Raw genomic sequence first — 18,024 nt, 5'->3', positions numbered from 1 at the left:
ATAAGTGCAAGCATTAATTAGTTACCACAAAGAAATTCTGAGCAACAAAAGAGATAATTTGGACGAAGAATCCGGCCAATAGTAACATTAATCCACGAAATGACACGCGTTCTTTATTTCTATTAGCACGAAACTCCGATTCCCTTTCAATTCCATTTGAAATTGTTGAGTCATAAATTGCGTTCTCTATTCGGTTCCCCTGAGTGGTGATTACATCAATTTCCTTGAATAGTCCTTCTGCGTCCGAATTCAGTTCTAAACGGTCGATTTCAACATCATTATCAATTTGCGATAGGACAATCTGTTTAATGAACTGAAACTCTGGGTCGGTGCTTTCGAGTACACCTGTATCACGTAAAATCGCCAGTCCTCCGCGTTTCTGTTCTTCAAATTCAGTTTGAGCAGTATCCATCCTCTCCTCAAAAATTATAAAACCACGATATGCCAGTATCAGAGTCCCCCAGAAACTCAGAATCAAGCCCAATAGTGAGGTAAAGTCCCAGAACCCAGGCATTGTGAAAGAGACATTATTGAGGAACCCCAGGTCTATCATTACTTCTGATTAAACTGTCGAGATTAATAATTCCCAGTCAAAAAGCATACCGCGACGAGTGCTATCCGAATCTTCTATTTAATGAATAATTTGAAGTCACTAAGACATTCTACCAGCTATTCGGTTCAGTTCTCTAGAGAAATAGAATCTCCTTCACCCAACCAAAGCCGGCCCACCCGTCACCAGCCCCGCCCCAACAACCACCAGCACCACACCCACGACAACCCCCCGAGTGACCCGTTCCAGCCCACCCAGCCAGAGCCACGAGAAGACCACCGTGAACAGCGGTGCAGTCGCAACGATGGGGTCCACCACCGCAATCCGCCCTTCCGGGGCCGCGAGTGCGGTGAACATCGAGAGCAGGGCGACGGCGGTGATGAGGCCGCTGGCGGCGAACACCGCGTAGGTCTTGCGGGGCTTGCCCGCGACGCGCTTCCGCCCGGTGGCCAGGACGTAGCTGCCGAGTGCGACCAGGGCGGCGAACTCGTTGATGGCGACCGCTTCGAGGGGCGTTGCCTCGCCGAGGCCCAGTCCCCAGCGCCGGGCCACGTTCCCGGCGGCGAACAGGAGCGCGGCGGCGAGGGGGACCAGCAGATCGCGGGTGGTCCAGCCGTCGAGGTCGCCACCACGGGAGACCGAGAGGACGGCGAGGCCGGCGACGATGACGACGATGCCGACCGCGGTTGGGGCCGAGAGGGGTTCGCCGAGGAACCCGACCGCCAGGGCCGTTGCGAACAGTGGCCGCGAACTGACCGCGGCACTGGAGAGGCTCGCGCCGACCCGGGCGTTCCCGGCGAAGATGGCGAGCCGGCCCATGGCGGTGCCGACCGCGCCGGCGGCGGCGAAGATGGCGACGGTTCCGAGCGTGAGGTCGGCGAATGGGTCCGGTTGGAGAACCGCGAGGGCGAACAGATAGACCGCTGAGTCGACGACGACCACGGTGAGGGCGGCCTGGAGTGGGGTCCCGCCGTCGGAGAGCGCCCGTTTCTCGATGACGGGCGTGAACCCCCACAGCAGTGCCGGAGCAAACGCGAGCAAAAGCACTGCCGGCGGGGCAGAGAGGTCCATACTCGTCTCTCCGAGACACGCCAATTTGTAACACATGGATTCGAGAGAGGACCGACGACAGGGTCGTCGGGTCCGTTTTCCTGCGAACAACGTGAGCAGTGAAAACGCACTCTTCGAGGGTTGGATTCGTCGAACAACGACACCCAGAAACACGGTTCCAGCCGCCACTCGGGCGAGCGAAGACGACTGAGAGGTGACGGTGTCGCTGCTACTTCCTATGGAATCCAACACGCCGGAGTCGGTCGAAGAGCTCGCAGAGGCGACTCGACAACGTCGTCGTAGCCCGCCCGCCGAAAGGCCACGCAACAGCGCGAGGCCCACCAGTCACGAGCGCAGCGTCGAGGAAGACGGGAGCCGCACCCAGTCTGAATGTGCCATGGTCGCGCGAGTCGCCGATTTCCCAACGCGGTGGCGACGGGTCTGGGGGCGTGACTGTTCAAAGGCCTGGTAATGACTCCATACCGGGGCTTACCTCCGTTTCTTGCCGGTTCCTGCCCGGTGCCCGGACCGGCGTACGGTCTGCGTACGGTGCTCGAACGAATCGTTTCGACCGTCGAAGCGCACCATAGGTAACCTGTCTTCTCCCCTTATTATTGATAGATGCCATAACCGCGGGGCAGCTAAGGGGGGAGAGACTCGTATGACACAACTTTCACGGCGGCAGGTATTGGCAGGGCTGGGAGTGGTCGGTGTGGCCGGGGCGGGGACAGGTCTCGGCACCACCGCGTTCTTCAGGGACAGCGAGGCGATCGAGGGCTGGTACCAGAGCGGACGGGTCGACCTGTTACTCGACTATCGCTCGACGTACAAGCCCTGGGACAGATACGAGCTCAAGCAGGAGGTTCCACCCGCGCTCGTCGCCGGGACCTCGAAGACGTACGAGATCGCCGCTGCCCCGGCGATTCGGTCGGTCGCGACCGGCGAGGCGCCTTCCCACGAGATGTGGGGGAACCTCGTCACCGGGAACACCGACGTGTTCGCCGACGTCTGCGAGCTCCCGGACGCGAGGGACATCTCGGACCTGTTGCCCGAGGGCTTCGAGACGGTACAGAGCGGGACCGCGGACGCACCCGGCGTGTATCACCCGGGCTTCATCGACGGCCCACGGGGGATGTTCATCGACCTGGTCGACGTGAAACCGTACGACGAGGGAGAGACCACGTTCAGCGTGCACGTGTGTGGCAACCCGGCGTTCGTCTTCGCCGAACTGGTCCGCGAGGACAGCAACGGCGAGCCTCTCCCACGGAGCGAGGAGAAGAAACGTATCGAGCCGGAGAAGGCCGCGGGTGACCTCACCGACCTCCTCGGCGAGCTCTGTGATTACCTGTACGTCGTGGTCTCGACCGAGCCCGACTGCGACAACCTCGCCACCGACGCGGACGACGACGGCGACACGAACCCCTTCGGTCTCGCGACCGAGGAGGGTGACATCCTCTACGCCGGGTCGATGTCCGGCTGGCTCGAACAGTTCGGGCCGACCGGGGACGGCCGGGTCGTCATCCCGCCGGTCTCCCCCGTGACCGAAGACGAGACCGCCAAGCAGTGGTGTTTCACCCCTGGCGTCCACTGCTACGTGATGAACTGGTACCTCCCGTGCAAGGAGTTCGACGAGCCAGGTCGCCTCGGCTTCGCCGACCTCCCCATCAAGAACGTCCTGGTCGACGGGAATCCGGTCACCGACCAGGACGGCCACCTCGGATTGACGTTCAACGACGAGCTCCGCCAGCGGGGCTACATGGACGTCGTCAACGGACTGGACGTCACCAAGTCGGTGAACGTCACCCAGACCGACTCCTGCCACGTCGGCATCCGCTTCCTCGCGGAGCAGTGCCGGCACAACATGGACTGGTCAGAGGACCCGGACACCGCCGAAATCGGCCAGGAACCCGATGGAACCACCGAGTCGGAAGAGGACTGGGACGGAACCACCACGACGCAGGACCCCACCACCGAGCAGGGGACGACGACCACCGAGTCCGGTACTACCACCACCGAACAGGGCACTACGACTACCGAGCAGGGGACGACGACTACCGAGTCTGGTACTACCACCACCGAGCAGGGCACCACCACTACCGAGCAGGGCACCACCACCACCGAGCAGGGCACTACGACTACCGACCCAGGTACCACGACTACCGACCCAGGTACCACGACTACCGACCCACGTACCACGACTACCGAGCAGGGCACCACCACCACCGACCCAGGTACCACGACTACCGAACAGGGGACGACGACTACCGAGTCTGGTACCACCACCACTGACCCAGGCACCACGACTACCGAGTCCGGTACCACCACCACCACCAACCCAGGCACCACCACCAACCCAGGCACCACCACCACCACCAACCCAGGCACCACAACGGCAGACCCCGGGACCAGCACTGGAGGGAAGTCCACCGGTGGGACCAGCACTGGAGGGAAGACAACGGGCAGCGGGACCGGTGGCACCGGGACGACCACCACCGGAACGACCAGCGGGACGACCGCAGTGACCACCACCGCATCCGGTTCGGCAACCGGGACGGGCACCACCGGCGCGGGTGCCGCGGCCAGCGGTGGCACGCCGGGCACGAATCCACTGAACTACGCGGCGAGCCAGTTGTCCTCCCCGGCTGGGATGCTCATGGGTGGTCTCGCCGCTCTCGCGGCCGCAGGCGTCGGTCTCTGGCGTCGGTTCGCGGACGAGAAATGAGTGCCGACGGGCGCTCAGCCGCGCCCGTGGCCTACGACCCGACCGAGCTACCGCGGCCGGTGTAACCACCCCGCACCGCGTTGATAACGACACCGACGAGCATCACGACGCCGGAGAAGTACAGCCACGTGAGCAACAGCATGATGCCCGTGAAGATGCCGACGGCCTGGTCGCCGGTCGACGCGGCGACGTATACCTGGAAGAGCCCCTGTAGGAGCGCCCACCCGACCGCCGCGAAGAGCACGCCCGGCAGGACCTCCCGGACCGTCACATCGGCGTCGGGGAAGACGTAGTACATCGGGAAGAACGCGAGCACGAGCCCCGCCGCGAGGACGAGCGGGAGGAACACCCCGAGGTAGGGAATCACGCCGGCGAAGGCAGCGAACGCGCTTGTGGCGACGACGAGCGCCGCGATCGAGAGCACGAGCGAGACGAGAACGACGAGCCCGTCACGGAGCTGGTCGAGGAAGGACGTGTCGTTTTCGACCTCGTATATCTGCGCGAAAGCGGTGTCGAGGCCCCGGAACACCTTCAGCGCCCCCCAGACCAGTATCAACGACCCGACCACGGAGGAGCCCATGCCACGGTCCGCCCGCCTTCTGAGTATCTCCTCGACCAGCGCCCCGATGGTCTCGGAGACGGTCTGCGTGAGAAGCGTGAGGACCTGGTTCTGGAGGCCACCGCCGATGAGGGAGAGCGCGAACACCGCGAACATGAACAGCGGGACCATCGAGAGGAAGGCGTTGTACGCGATACCGCCGGCGAGAAAGGTGATGTTCTTGTCGCTGGCCACTCCGGCGACGGTGGTGATGAACTCCTTTGCAGCTGTGAGGCGTCCCATTCAGCACGAGCTAATAAGTCTGGAGTCAAAAACGACCGAGATACTCTCGGCATCCGTCGTTTTCGAGCGTTTCGTCCGAGAAGAAACGAGCGGGTCGAGCGCCCGAACCGCGTCGATTACTGCCCAGCCGTGATGAGCGACGGCGTCTGCGTCTCCTCGTCCTCGGCGCTCGCGGCCTCGTAGACGACGTGCGCGGCGGCGACGTCCTGGATGGCGAGGCCGGTCGAGTCGAAGACCGTCACGCCGTCCTCGGGAGTGCGGCCCTCGATCTTGCCCGTGACGATCTCGCCGATCTGGCCGTCGATGTCGTCGTCGGAGAGGACGCCCTCGTGGAACGGGACGTTGATCTCGCCGGAGTGGGTCGTCTGGTCGTAGTCGTCGATGATGAGCTTCGCGTTCAGGAGCACCTCGTCGGCGAGTTCGTGCTTGCCCTCGGCGTCGGCCCCCATCGCGTTGATGTGGGTGTGCTCACCGAGGTCCTCGGCGGAGACGATGGGCGATTCGACGGGCGTCACCGTCGAGAGCACGTCACAAGAGGCGGCCTCGGCGATGGAGCCTTCGCGCACGTCGAACTCGTCCTCGAAGGCGTCGATGAAGGCGGCGACGCGGGCCTCGTCGAGGTCGCTGACGACGACCTCCTCGATATCGCGGACCGCGGCGATGGCCTCGACCTGGGTGTAGGACTGGACACCCGCGCCGACGATACCGAGCGAGGACGCGTCCTCGACCGCGAGGTAGTCCGTCGCGACCGCGGCGGCCGCGCCGGTGCGGCGCATGGTGAGTTCGGTCCCGTCCATGATGGCCAGCGGGAAGCCGGTCTCGGGGTCGGAGTAGATCATCGTCCCCATCACGGTCGGGAGGTCGAACTCGCTGGGGTTGTCCGGGTGGACGTTGACCCACTTGATGCCGGCGGCGTCCCAGTCGCCCGCGTCCATGTAGGCGGGCATCGACCGGAAGTCACCGTTGTACTGCGGCAGGTCGATGTAGGACTTCGGGGGCATCTGGGCGTCGCCGGTCTCGTAGGCCGCGAACGCGTCCTCGATGGCCGAGACGAGGGCTGTCATGGGGGAGTACTGCTGTACGTCGTCACCGTCGAGCAGGTGGGTTTGCATAGTACAGGATTGCGGAAACGTGGGCTAATATGGGTCCCCTCACATGTCCGGGGGTCCGGTATCCGGCGTCACTCGAAGACCGGGTTCTCCCCGAAGCGGGCCTCCACCCACTGCTGGTCGTCGATCGGCGGCCGTTCGTACTCACCGCGCTCCTCGCGGGGTGGGAGTTCGATGGGGTCGGGCGTGAGGTCCTCGTAGTCGACCTGGTCGAGCAGGTGGCTGATACAGTTGAGCCGGGCGTGGCGCTTCACGTCGGCGTGGACGACGTGCCAGGGTGCCTCGGGGATGTCCGTGTGTTCGAACATCTCGTCTTTCGCTCTCGAGAACTCCTCCCAGCGGGCGCGAGCTTCGAGGTCCATCGGGCTGAGCTTCCAGCGGCGCTTGGGGTCCTCGTTTCGCTTCTGGAAGCGACGCTCTTGCTCCTCGTCGCTGATGGAGAACCAGTACTTCACGAGGATGATGCCCTCACGGACGAGCATGCGCTCGAAGCGCGGGCACTCCTCGAGGAACCGGTCGTACTCGTCGTCGCTACAGAAGCCCATCACGCGCTCGACGCCGGCGCGGTTGTACCAGCTCCGGTCGAACAGGACCATCTCGCCCTCGCTCGGCAGGTGTTCGACGTAGCGCTGGAAGTACCACTGCCCCTGCTCGCGGTCGGTCGGTTTTCCGAGTGCGACCACCCGGACGAGCCGCGGATTCAGGCGGCGCATGATGCGCTTGATGACGCCGCCTTTTCCGGCCGCGTCGCGGCCCTCGAACACCACCACGACGCGGAGTCCCTGCTCGCTGACCCAGTGCTGGAGCTTGACGAGTTCCTCCTGCAGGCGGTTCAGCTCGCGCTTGTAGTGCTTCTTCTTCAACACGCCTGCCTCGTTGTAGCGGTCCGCCCGCGAGTCGGATGGCATCGGCTCAGGTACGCACGCGTTGGCCAAAACTATGCAGCGTCTCCGCCCCCGTGGCGGTTCCGGAATCGCTCGCTGTAGAGAGACGGCGAGCGCAACCACCATCGACCGGTACCATCACGTCATGTGTCCACTTGCAGACAGTATCCGCGTTGCCGAACGGCGGCGGAGGCGTTTCGCCCTGTATATCCATGCACCACTGATATAGGTCGCACAACGTGAATGATTACTGAAGCGGTCAGTGCGCATATGAACCAGCCGGTGATGCGTCAACTGAGAGGTACGGCGCTGCCCGACGTTAGAAATACAACAGATTAATAAAATTCCATGTTTGTTCGTTTCAATCTCGACTCCACACTTCTGCAGCACGCACTTTCTGTCCCCGACGGGATGCAGGCCTCGGTCGAACAGTTCGACACCACTGGAACGATTCCCCTTCGCGTCGTCTTCTGGGTGACCGGTGGTGATTTCGAGACGTTCGAGGACGCGCTGGACGAGGACCCGACGGTCGTCGACAGCACCGGCCTTGCGACGGAGAAGACCCGGCGGCTCTACCGTGTGACGTGTCCGGAAGGCATCGCCGATGCGAAGGCGTACACCGCCGCGATCGAGGGTGACGGGGTCATCCTCAACGCGACGAGCGACGGCGACGGCTGGACCGTCAAGACGCTGTTCCCGGACCGGGAGTCGTTCGCCGGGTTTCGCGACGCCTGCGAGGAGGTCGGGCTCACACCCACCGTCGAATCCATCCACAGCGACACGATAAATCAGGACGACAACGCGGCCGACCTGACGCCGGCACAGAAGGAGATACTCACGCGCGCAGTCGAGGTCGGCTACTTCGACATCCCGCGCCAGACCACGCTCCGCGGGCTGGGTGCCGACGTCGGGGTCTCCGGCCAGGCCGCCTCCGAACGACTCCGCCGAGGCATGGAGACGCTGGTCCGCGAGACCCTCGCGGACGACCTGCCGAACCAGTAATCACCGTTCTCGCGTAGCGCTCAATCGTCTGCGAGCGATGGCTCTGTCGCTGCCGCCGCCAGCCCGTCCCTGGCGGACGGGGTGAGCCGGTTCAGCACCGACCGCCCCTCGCGTTCGCGTTCGACCAGTCCCGCGTCTTCCAGGCGGCCGAGGTGATGTGAGAGGGTGCTCGGCGTCTTCTCGGGCGGCCTCGGAGCCCTCGGCGTCGTCGGGGCCGGGAGCGCGGCCTACCGGGTCCGCGACCGCCTGCTCGGGTCATTGCCCGGCGTCGACACCGAACTTCACGACCACCCCGACCGCGAGGAGTGAGCGCACGACCCTACACGACCAGTCACCACCACCCACGGACGAGTCTCGAACCCCCGAAACGCACGCCCCAGGCACACACTACGTTTCCACACGGTTCCCTGAAAACCCAAGCCGAAACCCATTCAGGACCAAAAAGGTTGTAGCAGCCTGGGCGCTACTGTCTGGCGAACGACCATCTCGTCATGAACAGCAGGAAACACGTCTTCATCGCGGTCGCCCTCGCGCTCCTCGTCGCCCTCGCCGGCTGTAGTGCCTTCGTCGGCACACCATCCGACGGTTCGGACGATGAGACACCGGAAGGACAGGAGATCAAAGCGGACGCGGTGAACCAGATGCAGTCGGTCAACGCCTACAACTACTCGATGGTCACGGTCGTCGAGTTCTCCGGCAACGAACTGCGCACCGAGTCCACCGGGACCGTGAACGTCAGCGCCCAGCGCATGTCCGCGACGAACATCGTCACCGCCGTCCGGACGAACTCGACCCAGACGCGCTCGTTCTCCGAGGCGTTCATCTTCGGTGAGCAGCAGTGCCTCCACATCGGCGACGAGTGGCGGCAAGAAGACGTGGAGAACAGCCCGTGGCGCACCAACGCCAGTCTCGGTGCCCAACAGGAGATCCTGAACAACTCCAAGTCGACGCTGCGCAACGAGACGCTGGCGAACGGCCAGGAAGTGTACGTCATCGAGGTCACGCCGAGCCAGGAGGCCATCCAGCAGTTGGTCGGCGATGACACCGGGAACATCGACTTCGGCGAGGTGACCTACCGCCAGTACATCGACAGGGACTCGAAGCAACTGGTGAAATCGACGATGAACGCGACCTACGTCGTCAACGGTCGGGCGGCCAACCTCAGCGTGGAGATGTCCTTCTCGGACTACAACACGACCCACGAGATCGAACTCCCGAAGGTTGCAGGCGGGGAGAAAAAGCCCTGCGCAGCGATGAACAGCACGACGCAGTCGAACCGCGTCGTGGCGCTGCCCTGAGCGCTACAGGTTCTCGTTCTGGTAACTCCCGTCGTACTCTCCTTCGTGGTCTGCCTCGGCGAGCACGAGCTGGGCGATGCGGGCACCCTCCTCCAGTTCGATGTCGTGGTGGACCTGCAACAGGCCCTCGCCGCGACCCTCGTAGCCAGCGTCCCAGACCGCGGTGTTCAGCATGCAGGAGTTCCGCAGGAGCGACGAGCGCGGGTAGAGAAAGCCGACGTGTCCCTCGGGGATGTGGATGCGCTCGGCGTATCTGACCACGTAGCCGCCGGGTTCGAGGTAGTGCGTCGGCGGCGAGTCGTCCTCGTACTGGGCGGGTTCGAGTTCGCTCCGGGAGCCGACCTCCTTGCCGTCGCGGCCGATGCGCCCCGGCTCGCGCTGTTCGAACACGGCGTCGAGCGTGAGGTCGACCCCGTTGGGCTGGACCTGCTGTGGGGTCGTCGGTGTCACGTGCTCTGCGACGAAAGCGCCTGAACGGTGCATACACGAGATGTCCGATGGAGCGGAATGTAGCTTGCGAGTTCAGCCCACCCCGGCAGGTCCAGCCTACCGGCTCTTCTCGAGCAGCCGTGGGTAGTTCAGATAGAGCCACCCGTGGGCGACGGCAGTGACCGTGACGAAGCCGATTCCGACGACGAGCGGGAGCGTGAAGCCAGGGCCAAGGACCTGCATCTGCGCGTCCGGCGCTGGGGTGTCCTGGAGGAACGCCGGGTCACCGAACAGGAGCGGGGCGAGGACGAACACGTACAGAACGGTACCCAGAACCAGCGACACGCCCAGGCCCACCAGGTACCACGTCACGGACACAGAACTGGTGTTTTCCGTCATCGATTCCCAGACGATACGTTCGAGGAGTGAAATAACTACCGCTGGTTCGACAGGTCGGGGTGTGGCGGGTCACGGCGGGAAGCACCCGAGGGCGGCAGTGACCAGCACGTCTTCATAGTTTACCGACACGACAAGCGCGGTCGGCGTCTGGGCTACGAAGGAAGCAGGCAATCGTTGCACGAACCGACAGCAGTGACGGCGAATTCTGCACGGTCTTCCATCCATAAACACGCGGGATTTATGGTTGCGGGAGGTCGATTTCAGGATGCTATGGGACAGACTCTTACCGAGAAGATTCTCGAGGAGCACCTCGTCGAAGGTGAACTCGAGACAGGAGAGGAGATCGGGATCGAGATCGACCAGGTCCTCACGCAGGACACCACGGGGACGATGGTGTGGCTGCAGTTCGAGGCGATGGACCTGGACGAGGTCCAGACCGAGATCGCCGCCCAGTACTGTGACCACCAGACCTACCAGTTCGACTTCAAGAACACGGACGACCACCGCTTCCTCCGTTCCGCCGCGGGCACGTATGGCGCGTATTTCTCTCGCCCCGGCAACGGTATCTGCCACAACGTCCACAAGGAGAACTTCGCCGCACCCGGCAAGACGATGCTCGGGTCGGACTCCCACACGCCGACGCCCGGTGGCCTCGGCGAACTCGCCATCGGTGCCGGCGGTATCGACGTCGCCGTCGCCATGGGTGGGGCCCCGTACTACATCGAGATGCCCGAGGTACACAACGTCCGACTCGAGGGTGAACTCCCCGAGTGGTCCTCCGCGAAGGACGTCATCCTCGAGCTGCTCCGTCGCCTCTCCGTGAAGGGTGGCGTCGGCAAGGTCCTCGAATACACCGGTCCCGGTGTCGAGACGCTCTCCGTGCCGGAGCGCACCACGATCACCAACATGGGTACCGAGCTCGGTGCGACCTCCTCCATCTTCCCGACCGACGAGAAGACGAAGGACTACCTCTCACGCCAGGATCGCGAGGACGACTACGAAGAGGTCGGTCCCGACGAGGACGCCGAGTACGCCGACACCATCGTCGTCGACCTCTCGGACATCGAACCGCTCATCGCGTGCCCGTCCATGCCCGACAACGTCGTGCCCGTCCGCGAGGTCGCGGGCGAGCAGGTCGAGCAGGTCATGGTCGGCTCCTGTACGAACGGTGGCTACGAGGACATCCTCCCCGCAGCCAAGATAGTCGAAGGCCGCGAGGTCAACAAGAAGACCGAGATGATCGTCGCACCCGGTTCGAAGCAGGCCTCCGAGCTGCTCGCCCGTGAGGGCTGGGTCGCGGAGATGATGGCCGCCGGCGTCAACTTCTCCGAGGCGACGTGTGGTGCCTGTATCGGCATCGGTCACGTCCCGGCCAGCGACTCCGTCTCCCTGCGTACCTTCAACCGCAACTTCGAGGGCCGCTCCGGTATCGAGGACGACAACGTCTACCTCTGCAGCCCCGAAGTCGCCGCCGCAGCCGCCATCAAGGGCGAGATCATCGACCCGCGCGACCTCGCCGACGAACTCGGCGACCTCGACGCGCCGGACTACGTCCTGCCGGACAAGTACAACGGCTCGAAAGCAGACCTCATCACGCCCGAGGAGGCCGTCGACGACGAGCTCATCAAGGGCCCGAACATCGGCGACGTCCCGCTGAAGGACGAACTCGACGCCAAGCTCGAGGGTGAAGCGCTGCTCAAGATGGACGACAACATCACGACCGACCACATCATCCCGGCGACCCAGGACATCCTGATGTACCGGTCGAACGTCCCGAAGCTCTCCGAGTTCACGCTCTCGCGTGTCGACGACACGTTCGCCGAGCGCTCGCTCGAGGCCGACGGCGGCTTCCTCGTCGCCGGCGAGAACTACGGGCAGGGCTCCTCGCGTGAGCACGCCGCGATGTGTCCGATGTACCTCGGCATCGAGGGCGTCTTCGCACAGAGCTTCGCGCGCATCCACCGCGCCAACCTGTTCAACTTCGGTATCGTCCCGTACCTCATCGACGAGGAGACGTACGAGAAGCTCGAGCAGGGCGACGACCTCGAAGTCGTCGACGACGTCCGCGAGGGTGTCGACTCCGGCCAGGAGGAGTTCACCGTCCGCGTCAACGACGACTGGGAGTTCACCGCGACGCTCGACGCCTCCGAGCGCGAGCGCGACATGCTCGCCCTCGGTGGCAAGCTCGCGTGGACGAAAGAGCAGGCGGCCGGCGGCTCCGGTGCGGCACCGGCCGACGACTGAGCCAGCTCGACACACTCGATTTCGAATCTTTTCTTCGACGCGCTGAAACCCCTCCAGTGAGGAGTCCATCCCGATGGACCACCGCGAGAGCCTCGTCGCCGGCGGCCTGTTCACCGTCTGTGGCGTCGTCGCCTGGGTGACTGGCCTGCCGTTCGTCTTCCCGAGCCTGGGCCCGACCGCGTTCGTGCTCGCGACGACCGAGGACCCCGGGCCACGCAGAATCGTCGGTGGCCACGCAATCGGCGCGGTCGTGGGCTTCACCGCAAACGAGTTCGTCGCGCCGGGGCTCGTCGCGACCGCACAGTTCGCGCCCTTCGCACCGGCCTCGGCACGCCTCGCGGCCGCCGGTGCGCTCGCCGTCGCCGGAACGACGGCGGGGATGCGCGCGACCGGGACCGTCCACCCACCCGCCTGTGCGACGACGCTCATCCTCTCGCTGGGGCTCCTTGGAACCGTGCAGGCCGTCGGCGTGGTCGTCGCCGCCGTCACTCTGCTATACCTGACCTTCCGTCTCGTGACCCATGTGATTGATAGGCACAGGGGGCGAACCTACCCACCGTGACGACCACGGCCCCGAACCCGACGAACGACGTGACCATCAGGCCGGCCGAACAGGCCGACCTGCTCGCCGTTTACCGCATCGAGAAATCGTCGTTCCCGCAGCCGTGGCCCTTCGACGCCTTCCAGCGCTTCCTCGACACGCCCGGCTTCCTCGTCGCCACCGAGGGCCAGAAGGTGACCGGCTACGTCGTCGCCGACTGCATCCCGAACCACGGCCGCGGTATCGGCCACATCAAGGACCTCGCGGTCCACCCGAAACGCCGCGGCCGAGGCATCGGTCGGCAGCTACTCGGTCGCGCCATCGCCACGATCGTGACCCAGGGTGCCGGGTCGGTGAAGCTGGAGGTGCGCGAGACCAACGCACCCGCGAAGAACCTGTATCGTGACTTCGGGTTCGAGCCCCTCCGGAAGGTCCCGCGGTACTACGACGACGGCGAGGCCGCGCTCGTGATGGTCAAGGAACTCTGAGCGGCGAGTCATCGTTCTCGTTTTACGCATCGCTCTCTTCCTGACGAGCATGGGATACGCCTGTCCAGTGTGTGAGGTCCCACACGCCGACGCGGAGCACCTCGCGAACCACCTCGCGTTCACCGCGATGCTCCACAGCGACGAGCACGAGGACTGGCTCGACGACCACGCCCCCGACTGGGAGTCCTCGAACCCGGCCGAACTCGGCCCGGTCGTGACCGAACACGTCGAGGAAGCCGAGTTCGATGGCGTGTTCGACGACACGACGCATCAGCACGACCACGACCACGGCCACGACCGGTTCGAAGACGCCGTGGCGGAGCAGGTCGGGCATGGTGCCGGCGGCCGCGGCGACCTCACCAGCGACCAGGCCGACGTGTTACAGGAGGCCCGCGAGCTCACCCGGCAGATGCACGAGTCCGACGAGGAGGAGGATGAGAACGACGACGAGGATGACTCGGCCGACACCGAAAACGAGTAACCGCCGGGGCACACGAGTTCGACCATGCACACCGAGGGCACCCTGACGCCCGAGACGGAAGCCGCCGCCCGCGAGGCGTACGAGTCCGCTGGCCCGACGGCACAGCTCGTGGTCAGAGAGGTCACGAAGGCGATGTCGTTCGACCGCGAGGAGTACGCCGAGCGCGTGGACAGCGACGTGGTCGAGACCGCGCGGGACGTGCTGTTCGCCGCCGAACTCGCGGTCCACGTCGGCACGCGCGAGGAGTACGAGGACTGGCGCGCCGACTTCGATGGCGAGGTCACCGAAACCGGGAGCGAGAACGTCGACAACGTCGCCTGGCACGCCGCCCCCTTCGCCGGCGAAGCCGTCGCCGCGACCTTCCAGAACGAGGAGGACGCCGCCGTTGGCACCCTCCGCAGACAGGCGCTCGGGCGGATCTATCAGGAACGGCTCTGAGGACGACTCGCGACGAGTCCGCCGACGAAACCCCCTTACTGCACCCGTTCTAACGACCGACCATGCGACAGCGCTACCTGCTGGTCCTGGTCGGGGTCGTCGTCCTCCTCCTCGCGCTGGGTGCACTGCCGTCCCTGCTCCAGAGCGGCGACCCGTACTACGTGACCGCGACCGAGGTCGACACCGACCACGCCGCAGTCGAGGCGTCGAACCTGTCCGAGCGACGGTACGAGTACGTCTTCGGTGCACTCGACGACGGTCGGTCGAGTGCGTACTACAGGGGACCGTTCGGGGTGAAGGAGGCGTTCAGTAACTCCCCGTTCGACGAGTTCTCCGCACTCAGGACGTGGAATGGCGACGCCGTGGACGGCGACACCGTCTACGTCCAGCGAAACGGTACGATTTACCGCCTGGCGATCACACAGTCACCTGATGTCTGAGCACGAGGAGTGGCCCGTCCTGGAGTCGGTCACCGAGTACGAGACCGGCTGGTACACCGGTGGGTACGACCGCGTCGAACAGCCCGACGGCAGCGAGAAGGACTACTACTGGGCCGAGTTACCCGCGGCGGTCGTGGTCGTCGCGACCACCGGCGAGGATATCCTCTTCGTCGAGCAGTACCGCCCGACCATCCGCGAGACCCACCTGGAGCTCCCCGCGGGAATCGTCGAGTCCGGCGAATCGTTCACCACGGCCGGGGCACGCGAACTCCGCGAGGAGACCGGCTACGACCCGGCAGGCGTCTCACTCCTGCAGGAGTACTGGTGTTCGACCGGCGTGCTTCGCCACCGCCGTGGTATCGTCTTCGCCGAAGGGCTGGAACCCTGCGAGCGTGACCTCGACAGCAACGAGTTCATCACCATCCGTACGGTCCCCATCGAGGACGCCATCGACCGCGCACGGGAGCAACCGACGAACGACGCGACCATCGAAGGGCTGTTGCTGGCCAAAGAAGACGGCCTGCTGTAGCGCTGGAGAACTGTTTACTGATACTGATTACCAGTAGTAAATTTTAATGAGGGTCCGTGAGCAGCGATAGCTGGATGCACCGACGAGACGTACTTCGAGGGCTTGCAGCGAGCGGTATCAGTGCACTCGGCCTCGCGGCCGCCGACCCGGCGATGGCTGCCGACAGCCAGCTCGAACCGGGGACGTGGTACGACGCCACCGTCACCGACGTGACCGACGGCGACACCGTCGACGTCACGCTCGACAGCGACGGGACCGAGTACGAGATTCGCGTCCTGGGTGTCGACACACCCGAGACGAAACGTAACGGCAAGTACGAGTCCGTCCCCGAGTGGGAGGGTATCGAGGACGACAAGCACCTCACCACGTGGGGCGAGAACGCCAAGGACTACGCACAGAACGTCTTCCCCGACGGCACAGCCGTGCAGATCGCTGTCGACGAGGCTGAAGACGAGGTCGACCCCTACGGGCGCCTGCTGGCGTACATCCGGTACGACCCCGACGGCGACGGGACGTACACGCTGTACAACCGCGACCTCATCGAGCAGGGCTACGCCCGGGTGTACGGCTCCAGCCTGACGAAGCACGACGACTTCTGGCAGGCCGAACACGACGCACAGGCCGCCGGAGCGGGGGTCTGGGCCCAGAGCGACCCCGCGAACACGAGCGAGGTCGACGACGACCCCGTCTCCGAACTGTTCTTCCCGAAGGTCTCGTCGGTGCGGACCGACACTGGTGCCATCGACCCGAGCCGCGTCCCGGTGTTCGCCGAGTCGACGGCCTACCAGCAGCTCTCCGGTGGCGTCAGCTACGACCAGATTCCGCTCGTCGGCGTTGACGAGTCTGCGAGTGTCGCCATGGTCGGTGGCCTCTCCATCAACGAGGCCTACGAGGACCAGCAGACCGGCCAGCACGAGGTGTTCCTCACCAACCTCGTCGACTACCTCTCCTCGACGTCCGGCCAGCTCCTCATCGACGGTGGCCACGGCCAGTTCAACGCCGAGCACGCGCTCTCGAACGAGGACGCGGTCCACTACCAGCGCTATCTGGAGGGCCAGGACATCGCGTTCGAGCAGGTGAACACCCTCGACGGCGTCGGCGACAACGCGCTCTCGACGGCTCGCGCGATCCTCATCACGAACCCGCCGCAGGCGTTCACCACCGGCGAGGTCGACGCACTCTCGACGTTCGTCTCGAACGGCGGCGCTGTCGTGTTGCTGGGCAGCGCGCTCGCGTCGAGTTCCGCCCGGTCGAACCTCGACGCGCTCGCGGCCGACCTCGGCACGGACCTCCGGCTCAACGACGACCAGGTGTTCGACGACCAGAACAACGCCGGCAAGGGCCGCGGCGACAGCAGCCTCATCACGACGGCGAACGTCGACTCGTCGTTCCCGCTGTTCGGCTCGTACAGCTAGGTCAACGCAGTCGCTGGCATCGGATAGCGAACAGCCGGTGCACCGCGCCGGAACCCACTGCCGGTGCACCGGACACCAGCCTCGTTCGACAGCGGACGAGACTCACAGCATCGACGATGCTGGCCGCGGCTTCGTATTTGAACCCCGGGAGCCCGCTGTCTCACGACGGTTCCGTGTCCAGCACGCTTAACCGGCGTGCTGGTCAACTACCGCCAACGATGGACGGCGAGATCCAGCCCGACGAGGTCAAGGAACTCCTCGATACGGACAGTGACGTCTGTGTTGTCGACATCCGCAACGAACTGAACTACCAGCGGGCACACATCCCCGGCTCGACGAACCTCCCCTTCCAGCGGCTCGCGAAGGACGTCGAGCGGTTCGAGGGCTGTGACCACGTGGTCACGGTCTGCCCGCACGGGCAAGCCAGCGTGCAGGCTGCGCGCCTCATCGGCTCCTACGAAGGCTTCGACGGGACCGTCGAGAGCATGGCCGGTGGACTGGAAGCGTGGGAGTGGGAGTTCGAGGAAGGGAACGGCAGTTCGGACGACGGTGACACCGACGAGAACGCGACCGACGCACCCTTCTAAGCCGGGGCGACACCCTGTGCTCGGCCGAGCCGAAGACTCGACGACGGGAGTCCACGGGCCGGCTCACACAGACGGCGCTATCGCTCGCAGCAAATACGAAAAGACACGGTGACGCGTGGATTCAGGCGACGTTGAATCCGCGGTCGCGGAGGAAATCCTCGATGCGGCCCGAGTGGTTGCCCTGCAGTTCGATGTGGTCGTCTTCGACCGTCCCACCGCAGGCGAACTTCGATTTGAGGTCGGACGAAAGACTGTCGAGGTCGACGTCTTTCGAACCGAACCCTTCGATGACCGTTACTTCCTTACCGTATCTGCGCTCGTCAATGCGGATTGTGAGTTCAGTATCACCCTTAGCAACGTCCTCGCAGACGCAGAGTTCCTCGGGCAATCCACACGTCGAGCAGACTTCCGACATTACACTGCGCATGTACGAAATCGCCCTATTAAACACTATCGGGTGTGCGTGCAACGAATGGAACCGCAACGGTGATTTCAGCCGTCTTCGGTAATACGACAACTGTTGGAAGTCTCTGCGACGACCGGTATTAATAGGGCGACCACGCCCGCGCCGAAGCGC

21 protein-coding genes and 1 pseudogene are annotated in these 18,024 nt (G+C 64.4%); 13 read left to right on the top strand and 9 right to left on the bottom strand.

Annotation, left to right across the window (positions count from 1 at the left end; translation table 11 throughout):
- Positions 1 to 13: 13 nt before the first annotated feature.
- Both ACSC1S_RS01850 and ACSC1S_RS01845 read right to left on the bottom strand, forming a co-directional pair.
- Positions 14 to 553, bottom strand: coding sequence for a hypothetical protein (locus tag ACSC1S_RS01850; RefSeq protein ID WP_435362914.1), 540 nt, complete (start codon positions 551 to 553; stop codon positions 14 to 16).
- 153 nt (positions 554 to 706) lie between these two features.
- Positions 707 to 1,621, bottom strand: a complete 915-nt coding sequence (locus ACSC1S_RS01845) for an EamA family transporter (protein ID WP_435362913.1) — start codon at positions 1,619 to 1,621, stop codon at positions 707 to 709.
- Positions 1,622 to 2,261: 640 nt separating this feature from the next.
- Here ACSC1S_RS01845 and ACSC1S_RS01840 point away from each other — a divergent pair.
- A complete protein-coding gene (locus ACSC1S_RS01840; RefSeq protein ID WP_435362912.1) occupies positions 2,262 to 4,322 on the top strand; it encodes a hypothetical protein in 2,061 nt (686 codons plus the stop codon).
- A 31-nt stretch (positions 4,323 to 4,353) separates the two neighbouring features.
- On the opposite strand, the gene ACSC1S_RS01835 is transcribed toward ACSC1S_RS01840, so the two are convergent.
- The 3 genes from ACSC1S_RS01835 to ppk2 form a co-directional block, all read right to left on the bottom strand.
- Positions 4,354 to 5,163, bottom strand: coding sequence for a YihY/virulence factor BrkB family protein (locus ACSC1S_RS01835; RefSeq protein ID WP_435362911.1), 810 nt, complete (start codon positions 5,161 to 5,163; stop codon positions 4,354 to 4,356).
- Positions 5,164 to 5,279: 116 nt separating this feature from the next.
- Positions 5,280 to 6,275, bottom strand: coding sequence for an ornithine cyclodeaminase family protein (locus ACSC1S_RS01830; protein ID WP_435362910.1), 996 nt, complete (start codon positions 6,273 to 6,275; stop codon positions 5,280 to 5,282).
- A gap of 68 nt (positions 6,276 to 6,343) precedes the next feature.
- Positions 6,344 to 7,180, bottom strand: a complete 837-nt coding sequence (ppk2, locus tag ACSC1S_RS01825; protein ID WP_435362909.1) for a polyphosphate kinase 2 — start codon at positions 7,178 to 7,180, stop codon at positions 6,344 to 6,346.
- A 324-nt stretch (positions 7,181 to 7,504) separates the two neighbouring features.
- Between ppk2 and ACSC1S_RS01820 the strand changes: the two genes are divergently transcribed.
- Complete coding sequence (locus tag ACSC1S_RS01820; RefSeq protein WP_435362908.1) at positions 7,505 to 8,158, top strand: helix-turn-helix domain-containing protein; 654 nt, start codon at positions 7,505 to 7,507, stop codon at positions 8,156 to 8,158.
- Positions 8,159 to 8,178: 20 nt separating this feature from the next.
- Here ACSC1S_RS01820 and ACSC1S_RS01815 read toward each other — a convergent pair.
- Positions 8,179 to 8,313: pseudogene (locus tag ACSC1S_RS01815) on the bottom strand (hypothetical protein); the annotation flags it as partial.
- A gap of 10 nt (positions 8,314 to 8,323) precedes the next feature.
- Between ACSC1S_RS01815 and ACSC1S_RS01810 the strand changes: the two are divergent.
- On the top strand, positions 8,324 to 8,467 hold the full coding sequence (locus ACSC1S_RS01810; protein WP_435362907.1) for a hypothetical protein: 144 nt from the start codon (positions 8,324 to 8,326) through the stop codon (positions 8,465 to 8,467).
- A gap of 182 nt (positions 8,468 to 8,649) precedes the next feature.
- Positions 8,650 to 9,456 (top strand): LolA-like protein, encoded by an 807-nt coding sequence (locus ACSC1S_RS01805; RefSeq protein ID WP_435362906.1) that lies wholly within the window; start codon positions 8,650 to 8,652, stop codon positions 9,454 to 9,456.
- A 3-nt stretch (positions 9,457 to 9,459) separates the two neighbouring features.
- Here ACSC1S_RS01805 and ACSC1S_RS01800 read toward each other — a convergent pair whose 3' ends face one another.
- Both ACSC1S_RS01800 and ACSC1S_RS01795 read right to left on the bottom strand, forming a co-directional pair.
- Positions 9,460 to 9,939: a deoxyuridine 5'-triphosphate nucleotidohydrolase gene (locus ACSC1S_RS01800; RefSeq protein ID WP_435362905.1), complete on the bottom strand. Its 480-nt coding sequence runs from the start codon at positions 9,937 to 9,939 to the stop codon at positions 9,460 to 9,462.
- Between the two features lie 63 nt (positions 9,940 to 10,002).
- Positions 10,003 to 10,284, bottom strand: a complete 282-nt coding sequence (locus tag ACSC1S_RS01795; protein ID WP_435362904.1) for a hypothetical protein — start codon at positions 10,282 to 10,284, stop codon at positions 10,003 to 10,005.
- A 270-nt stretch (positions 10,285 to 10,554) separates the two neighbouring features.
- Between ACSC1S_RS01795 and ACSC1S_RS01790 the strand changes: the two genes are divergently transcribed.
- The 9 genes from ACSC1S_RS01790 (at position 10,555) to ACSC1S_RS01750 (ending at position 17,447) form a co-directional block, all read left to right on the top strand.
- Positions 10,555 to 12,528 (top strand): aconitate hydratase, encoded by a 1,974-nt coding sequence (locus ACSC1S_RS01790; protein ID WP_435362903.1) that lies wholly within the window; start codon positions 10,555 to 10,557, stop codon positions 12,526 to 12,528.
- 73 nt (positions 12,529 to 12,601) lie between these two features.
- Positions 12,602 to 13,090: an HPP family protein gene (locus ACSC1S_RS01785; RefSeq protein ID WP_435362902.1), complete on the top strand. Its 489-nt coding sequence runs from the start codon at positions 12,602 to 12,604 to the stop codon at positions 13,088 to 13,090.
- On the top strand, positions 13,087 to 13,557 hold the full coding sequence (gene rimI, locus ACSC1S_RS01780) for a ribosomal protein S18-alanine N-acetyltransferase (protein WP_435362901.1): 471 nt from the start codon (positions 13,087 to 13,089) through the stop codon (positions 13,555 to 13,557). The genes ACSC1S_RS01785 and rimI overlap by 4 nt, the downstream gene beginning before the upstream one ends.
- Positions 13,558 to 13,606: 49 nt before the next feature.
- Positions 13,607 to 14,038 carry a DUF5810 domain-containing protein gene (locus ACSC1S_RS01775; protein ID WP_435362900.1) on the top strand — a complete coding sequence of 144 codons (432 nt, stop codon included), beginning with the start codon at positions 13,607 to 13,609 and terminating at the stop codon, positions 14,036 to 14,038.
- 24 nt (positions 14,039 to 14,062) lie between these two features.
- The gene (locus tag ACSC1S_RS01770; protein WP_435362899.1) at positions 14,063 to 14,476 is read left to right on the top strand and encodes a DUF5809 family protein; all 414 of its coding nucleotides are present in this window, start codon (positions 14,063 to 14,065) and stop codon (positions 14,474 to 14,476) included.
- Positions 14,477 to 14,538: 62 nt separating this feature from the next.
- Entirely contained in the window at positions 14,539 to 14,916 is a 378-nt protein-coding gene (locus ACSC1S_RS01765) for a hypothetical protein (RefSeq protein WP_435362898.1), read from the top strand.
- Positions 14,909 to 15,445: an NUDIX hydrolase gene (locus ACSC1S_RS01760; protein WP_435362897.1), complete on the top strand. Its 537-nt coding sequence runs from the start codon at positions 14,909 to 14,911 to the stop codon at positions 15,443 to 15,445. Before ACSC1S_RS01765 ends, ACSC1S_RS01760 begins: the two co-directional genes overlap by 8 nt.
- Before the next feature lie 74 nt (positions 15,446 to 15,519).
- Positions 15,520 to 16,860: a thermonuclease family protein gene (locus tag ACSC1S_RS01755; RefSeq protein ID WP_435362896.1), complete on the top strand. Its 1,341-nt coding sequence runs from the start codon at positions 15,520 to 15,522 to the stop codon at positions 16,858 to 16,860.
- A gap of 218 nt (positions 16,861 to 17,078) precedes the next feature.
- Complete coding sequence (locus tag ACSC1S_RS01750; RefSeq protein ID WP_435317085.1) at positions 17,079 to 17,447, top strand: rhodanese-like domain-containing protein; 369 nt, start codon at positions 17,079 to 17,081, stop codon at positions 17,445 to 17,447.
- A gap of 121 nt (positions 17,448 to 17,568) precedes the next feature.
- Here ACSC1S_RS01750 and ACSC1S_RS01745 read toward each other — a convergent pair whose 3' ends face one another.
- The gene (locus ACSC1S_RS01745) at positions 17,569 to 17,862 is read right to left on the bottom strand and encodes a translation initiation factor (RefSeq protein WP_261649976.1); all 294 of its coding nucleotides are present in this window, start codon (positions 17,860 to 17,862) and stop codon (positions 17,569 to 17,571) included.
- Positions 17,863 to 18,024 lie beyond the last annotated feature (162 nt).

Origin of the sequence: Haloarchaeobius pelagicus, assembly GCF_051207375.1 — an archaeon.
Classification (GTDB): Archaea; Halobacteriota; Halobacteria; order Halobacteriales; family Natrialbaceae; genus Haloarchaeobius.
The sequence above is the reverse complement of the archived record's forward strand: the minus strand, read 5'-3'. Positions and strand labels throughout refer to the sequence as shown.

What these genes read in the sequence shown, in the direction of transcription:
- ACSC1S_RS01745 (WP_261649976.1), bottom strand. Translation starts at nt 17,862, where the DNA reads ATGTCGGAAGTCTGCTCGACGTGTGGATTGCCCGAGGAACTCTGCGTC.
- ACSC1S_RS01770 (WP_435362899.1), top strand. Translation starts at nt 14,063, where the DNA reads ATGCACACCGAGGGCACCCTGACGCCCGAGACGGAAGCCGCCGCCCGC.
- ACSC1S_RS01830 (WP_435362910.1), bottom strand. Translation starts at nt 6,275, where the DNA reads ATGCAAACCCACCTGCTCGACGGTGACGACGTACAGCAGTACTCCCCC.
- ACSC1S_RS01795 (WP_435362904.1), bottom strand. Translation starts at nt 10,284, where the DNA reads ATGACGGAAAACACCAGTTCTGTGTCCGTGACGTGGTACCTGGTGGGC.
- ACSC1S_RS01840 (WP_435362912.1), top strand. Translation starts at nt 2,262, where the DNA reads ATGACACAACTTTCACGGCGGCAGGTATTGGCAGGGCTGGGAGTGGTC.
- ACSC1S_RS01845 (WP_435362913.1), bottom strand. Translation starts at nt 1,621, where the DNA reads ATGGACCTCTCTGCCCCGCCGGCAGTGCTTTTGCTCGCGTTTGCTCCG.
- ACSC1S_RS01760 (WP_435362897.1), top strand. Translation starts at nt 14,909, where the DNA reads ATGTCTGAGCACGAGGAGTGGCCCGTCCTGGAGTCGGTCACCGAGTAC.
- ACSC1S_RS01755 (WP_435362896.1), top strand. Translation starts at nt 15,520, where the DNA reads ATGCACCGACGAGACGTACTTCGAGGGCTTGCAGCGAGCGGTATCAGT.
- ACSC1S_RS01800 (WP_435362905.1), bottom strand. Translation starts at nt 9,939, where the DNA reads ATGCACCGTTCAGGCGCTTTCGTCGCAGAGCACGTGACACCGACGACC.
- ACSC1S_RS01790 (WP_435362903.1), top strand. Translation starts at nt 10,555, where the DNA reads ATGGGACAGACTCTTACCGAGAAGATTCTCGAGGAGCACCTCGTCGAA.
- ACSC1S_RS01835 (WP_435362911.1), bottom strand. Translation starts at nt 5,163, where the DNA reads ATGGGACGCCTCACAGCTGCAAAGGAGTTCATCACCACCGTCGCCGGA.
- ACSC1S_RS01820 (WP_435362908.1), top strand. Translation starts at nt 7,505, where the DNA reads ATGTTTGTTCGTTTCAATCTCGACTCCACACTTCTGCAGCACGCACTT.
- ACSC1S_RS01750 (WP_435317085.1), top strand. Translation starts at nt 17,079, where the DNA reads ATGGACGGCGAGATCCAGCCCGACGAGGTCAAGGAACTCCTCGATACG.
- ACSC1S_RS01805 (WP_435362906.1), top strand. Translation starts at nt 8,650, where the DNA reads ATGAACAGCAGGAAACACGTCTTCATCGCGGTCGCCCTCGCGCTCCTC.
- ACSC1S_RS01785 (WP_435362902.1), top strand. Translation starts at nt 12,602, where the DNA reads ATGGACCACCGCGAGAGCCTCGTCGCCGGCGGCCTGTTCACCGTCTGT.
- ppk2 (WP_435362909.1), bottom strand. Translation starts at nt 7,180, where the DNA reads ATGCCATCCGACTCGCGGGCGGACCGCTACAACGAGGCAGGCGTGTTG.
- ACSC1S_RS01775 (WP_435362900.1), top strand. Translation starts at nt 13,607, where the DNA reads ATGGGATACGCCTGTCCAGTGTGTGAGGTCCCACACGCCGACGCGGAG.
- ACSC1S_RS01765 (WP_435362898.1), top strand. Translation starts at nt 14,539, where the DNA reads ATGCGACAGCGCTACCTGCTGGTCCTGGTCGGGGTCGTCGTCCTCCTC.
- ACSC1S_RS01850 (WP_435362914.1), bottom strand. Translation starts at nt 553, where the DNA reads ATGATAGACCTGGGGTTCCTCAATAATGTCTCTTTCACAATGCCTGGG.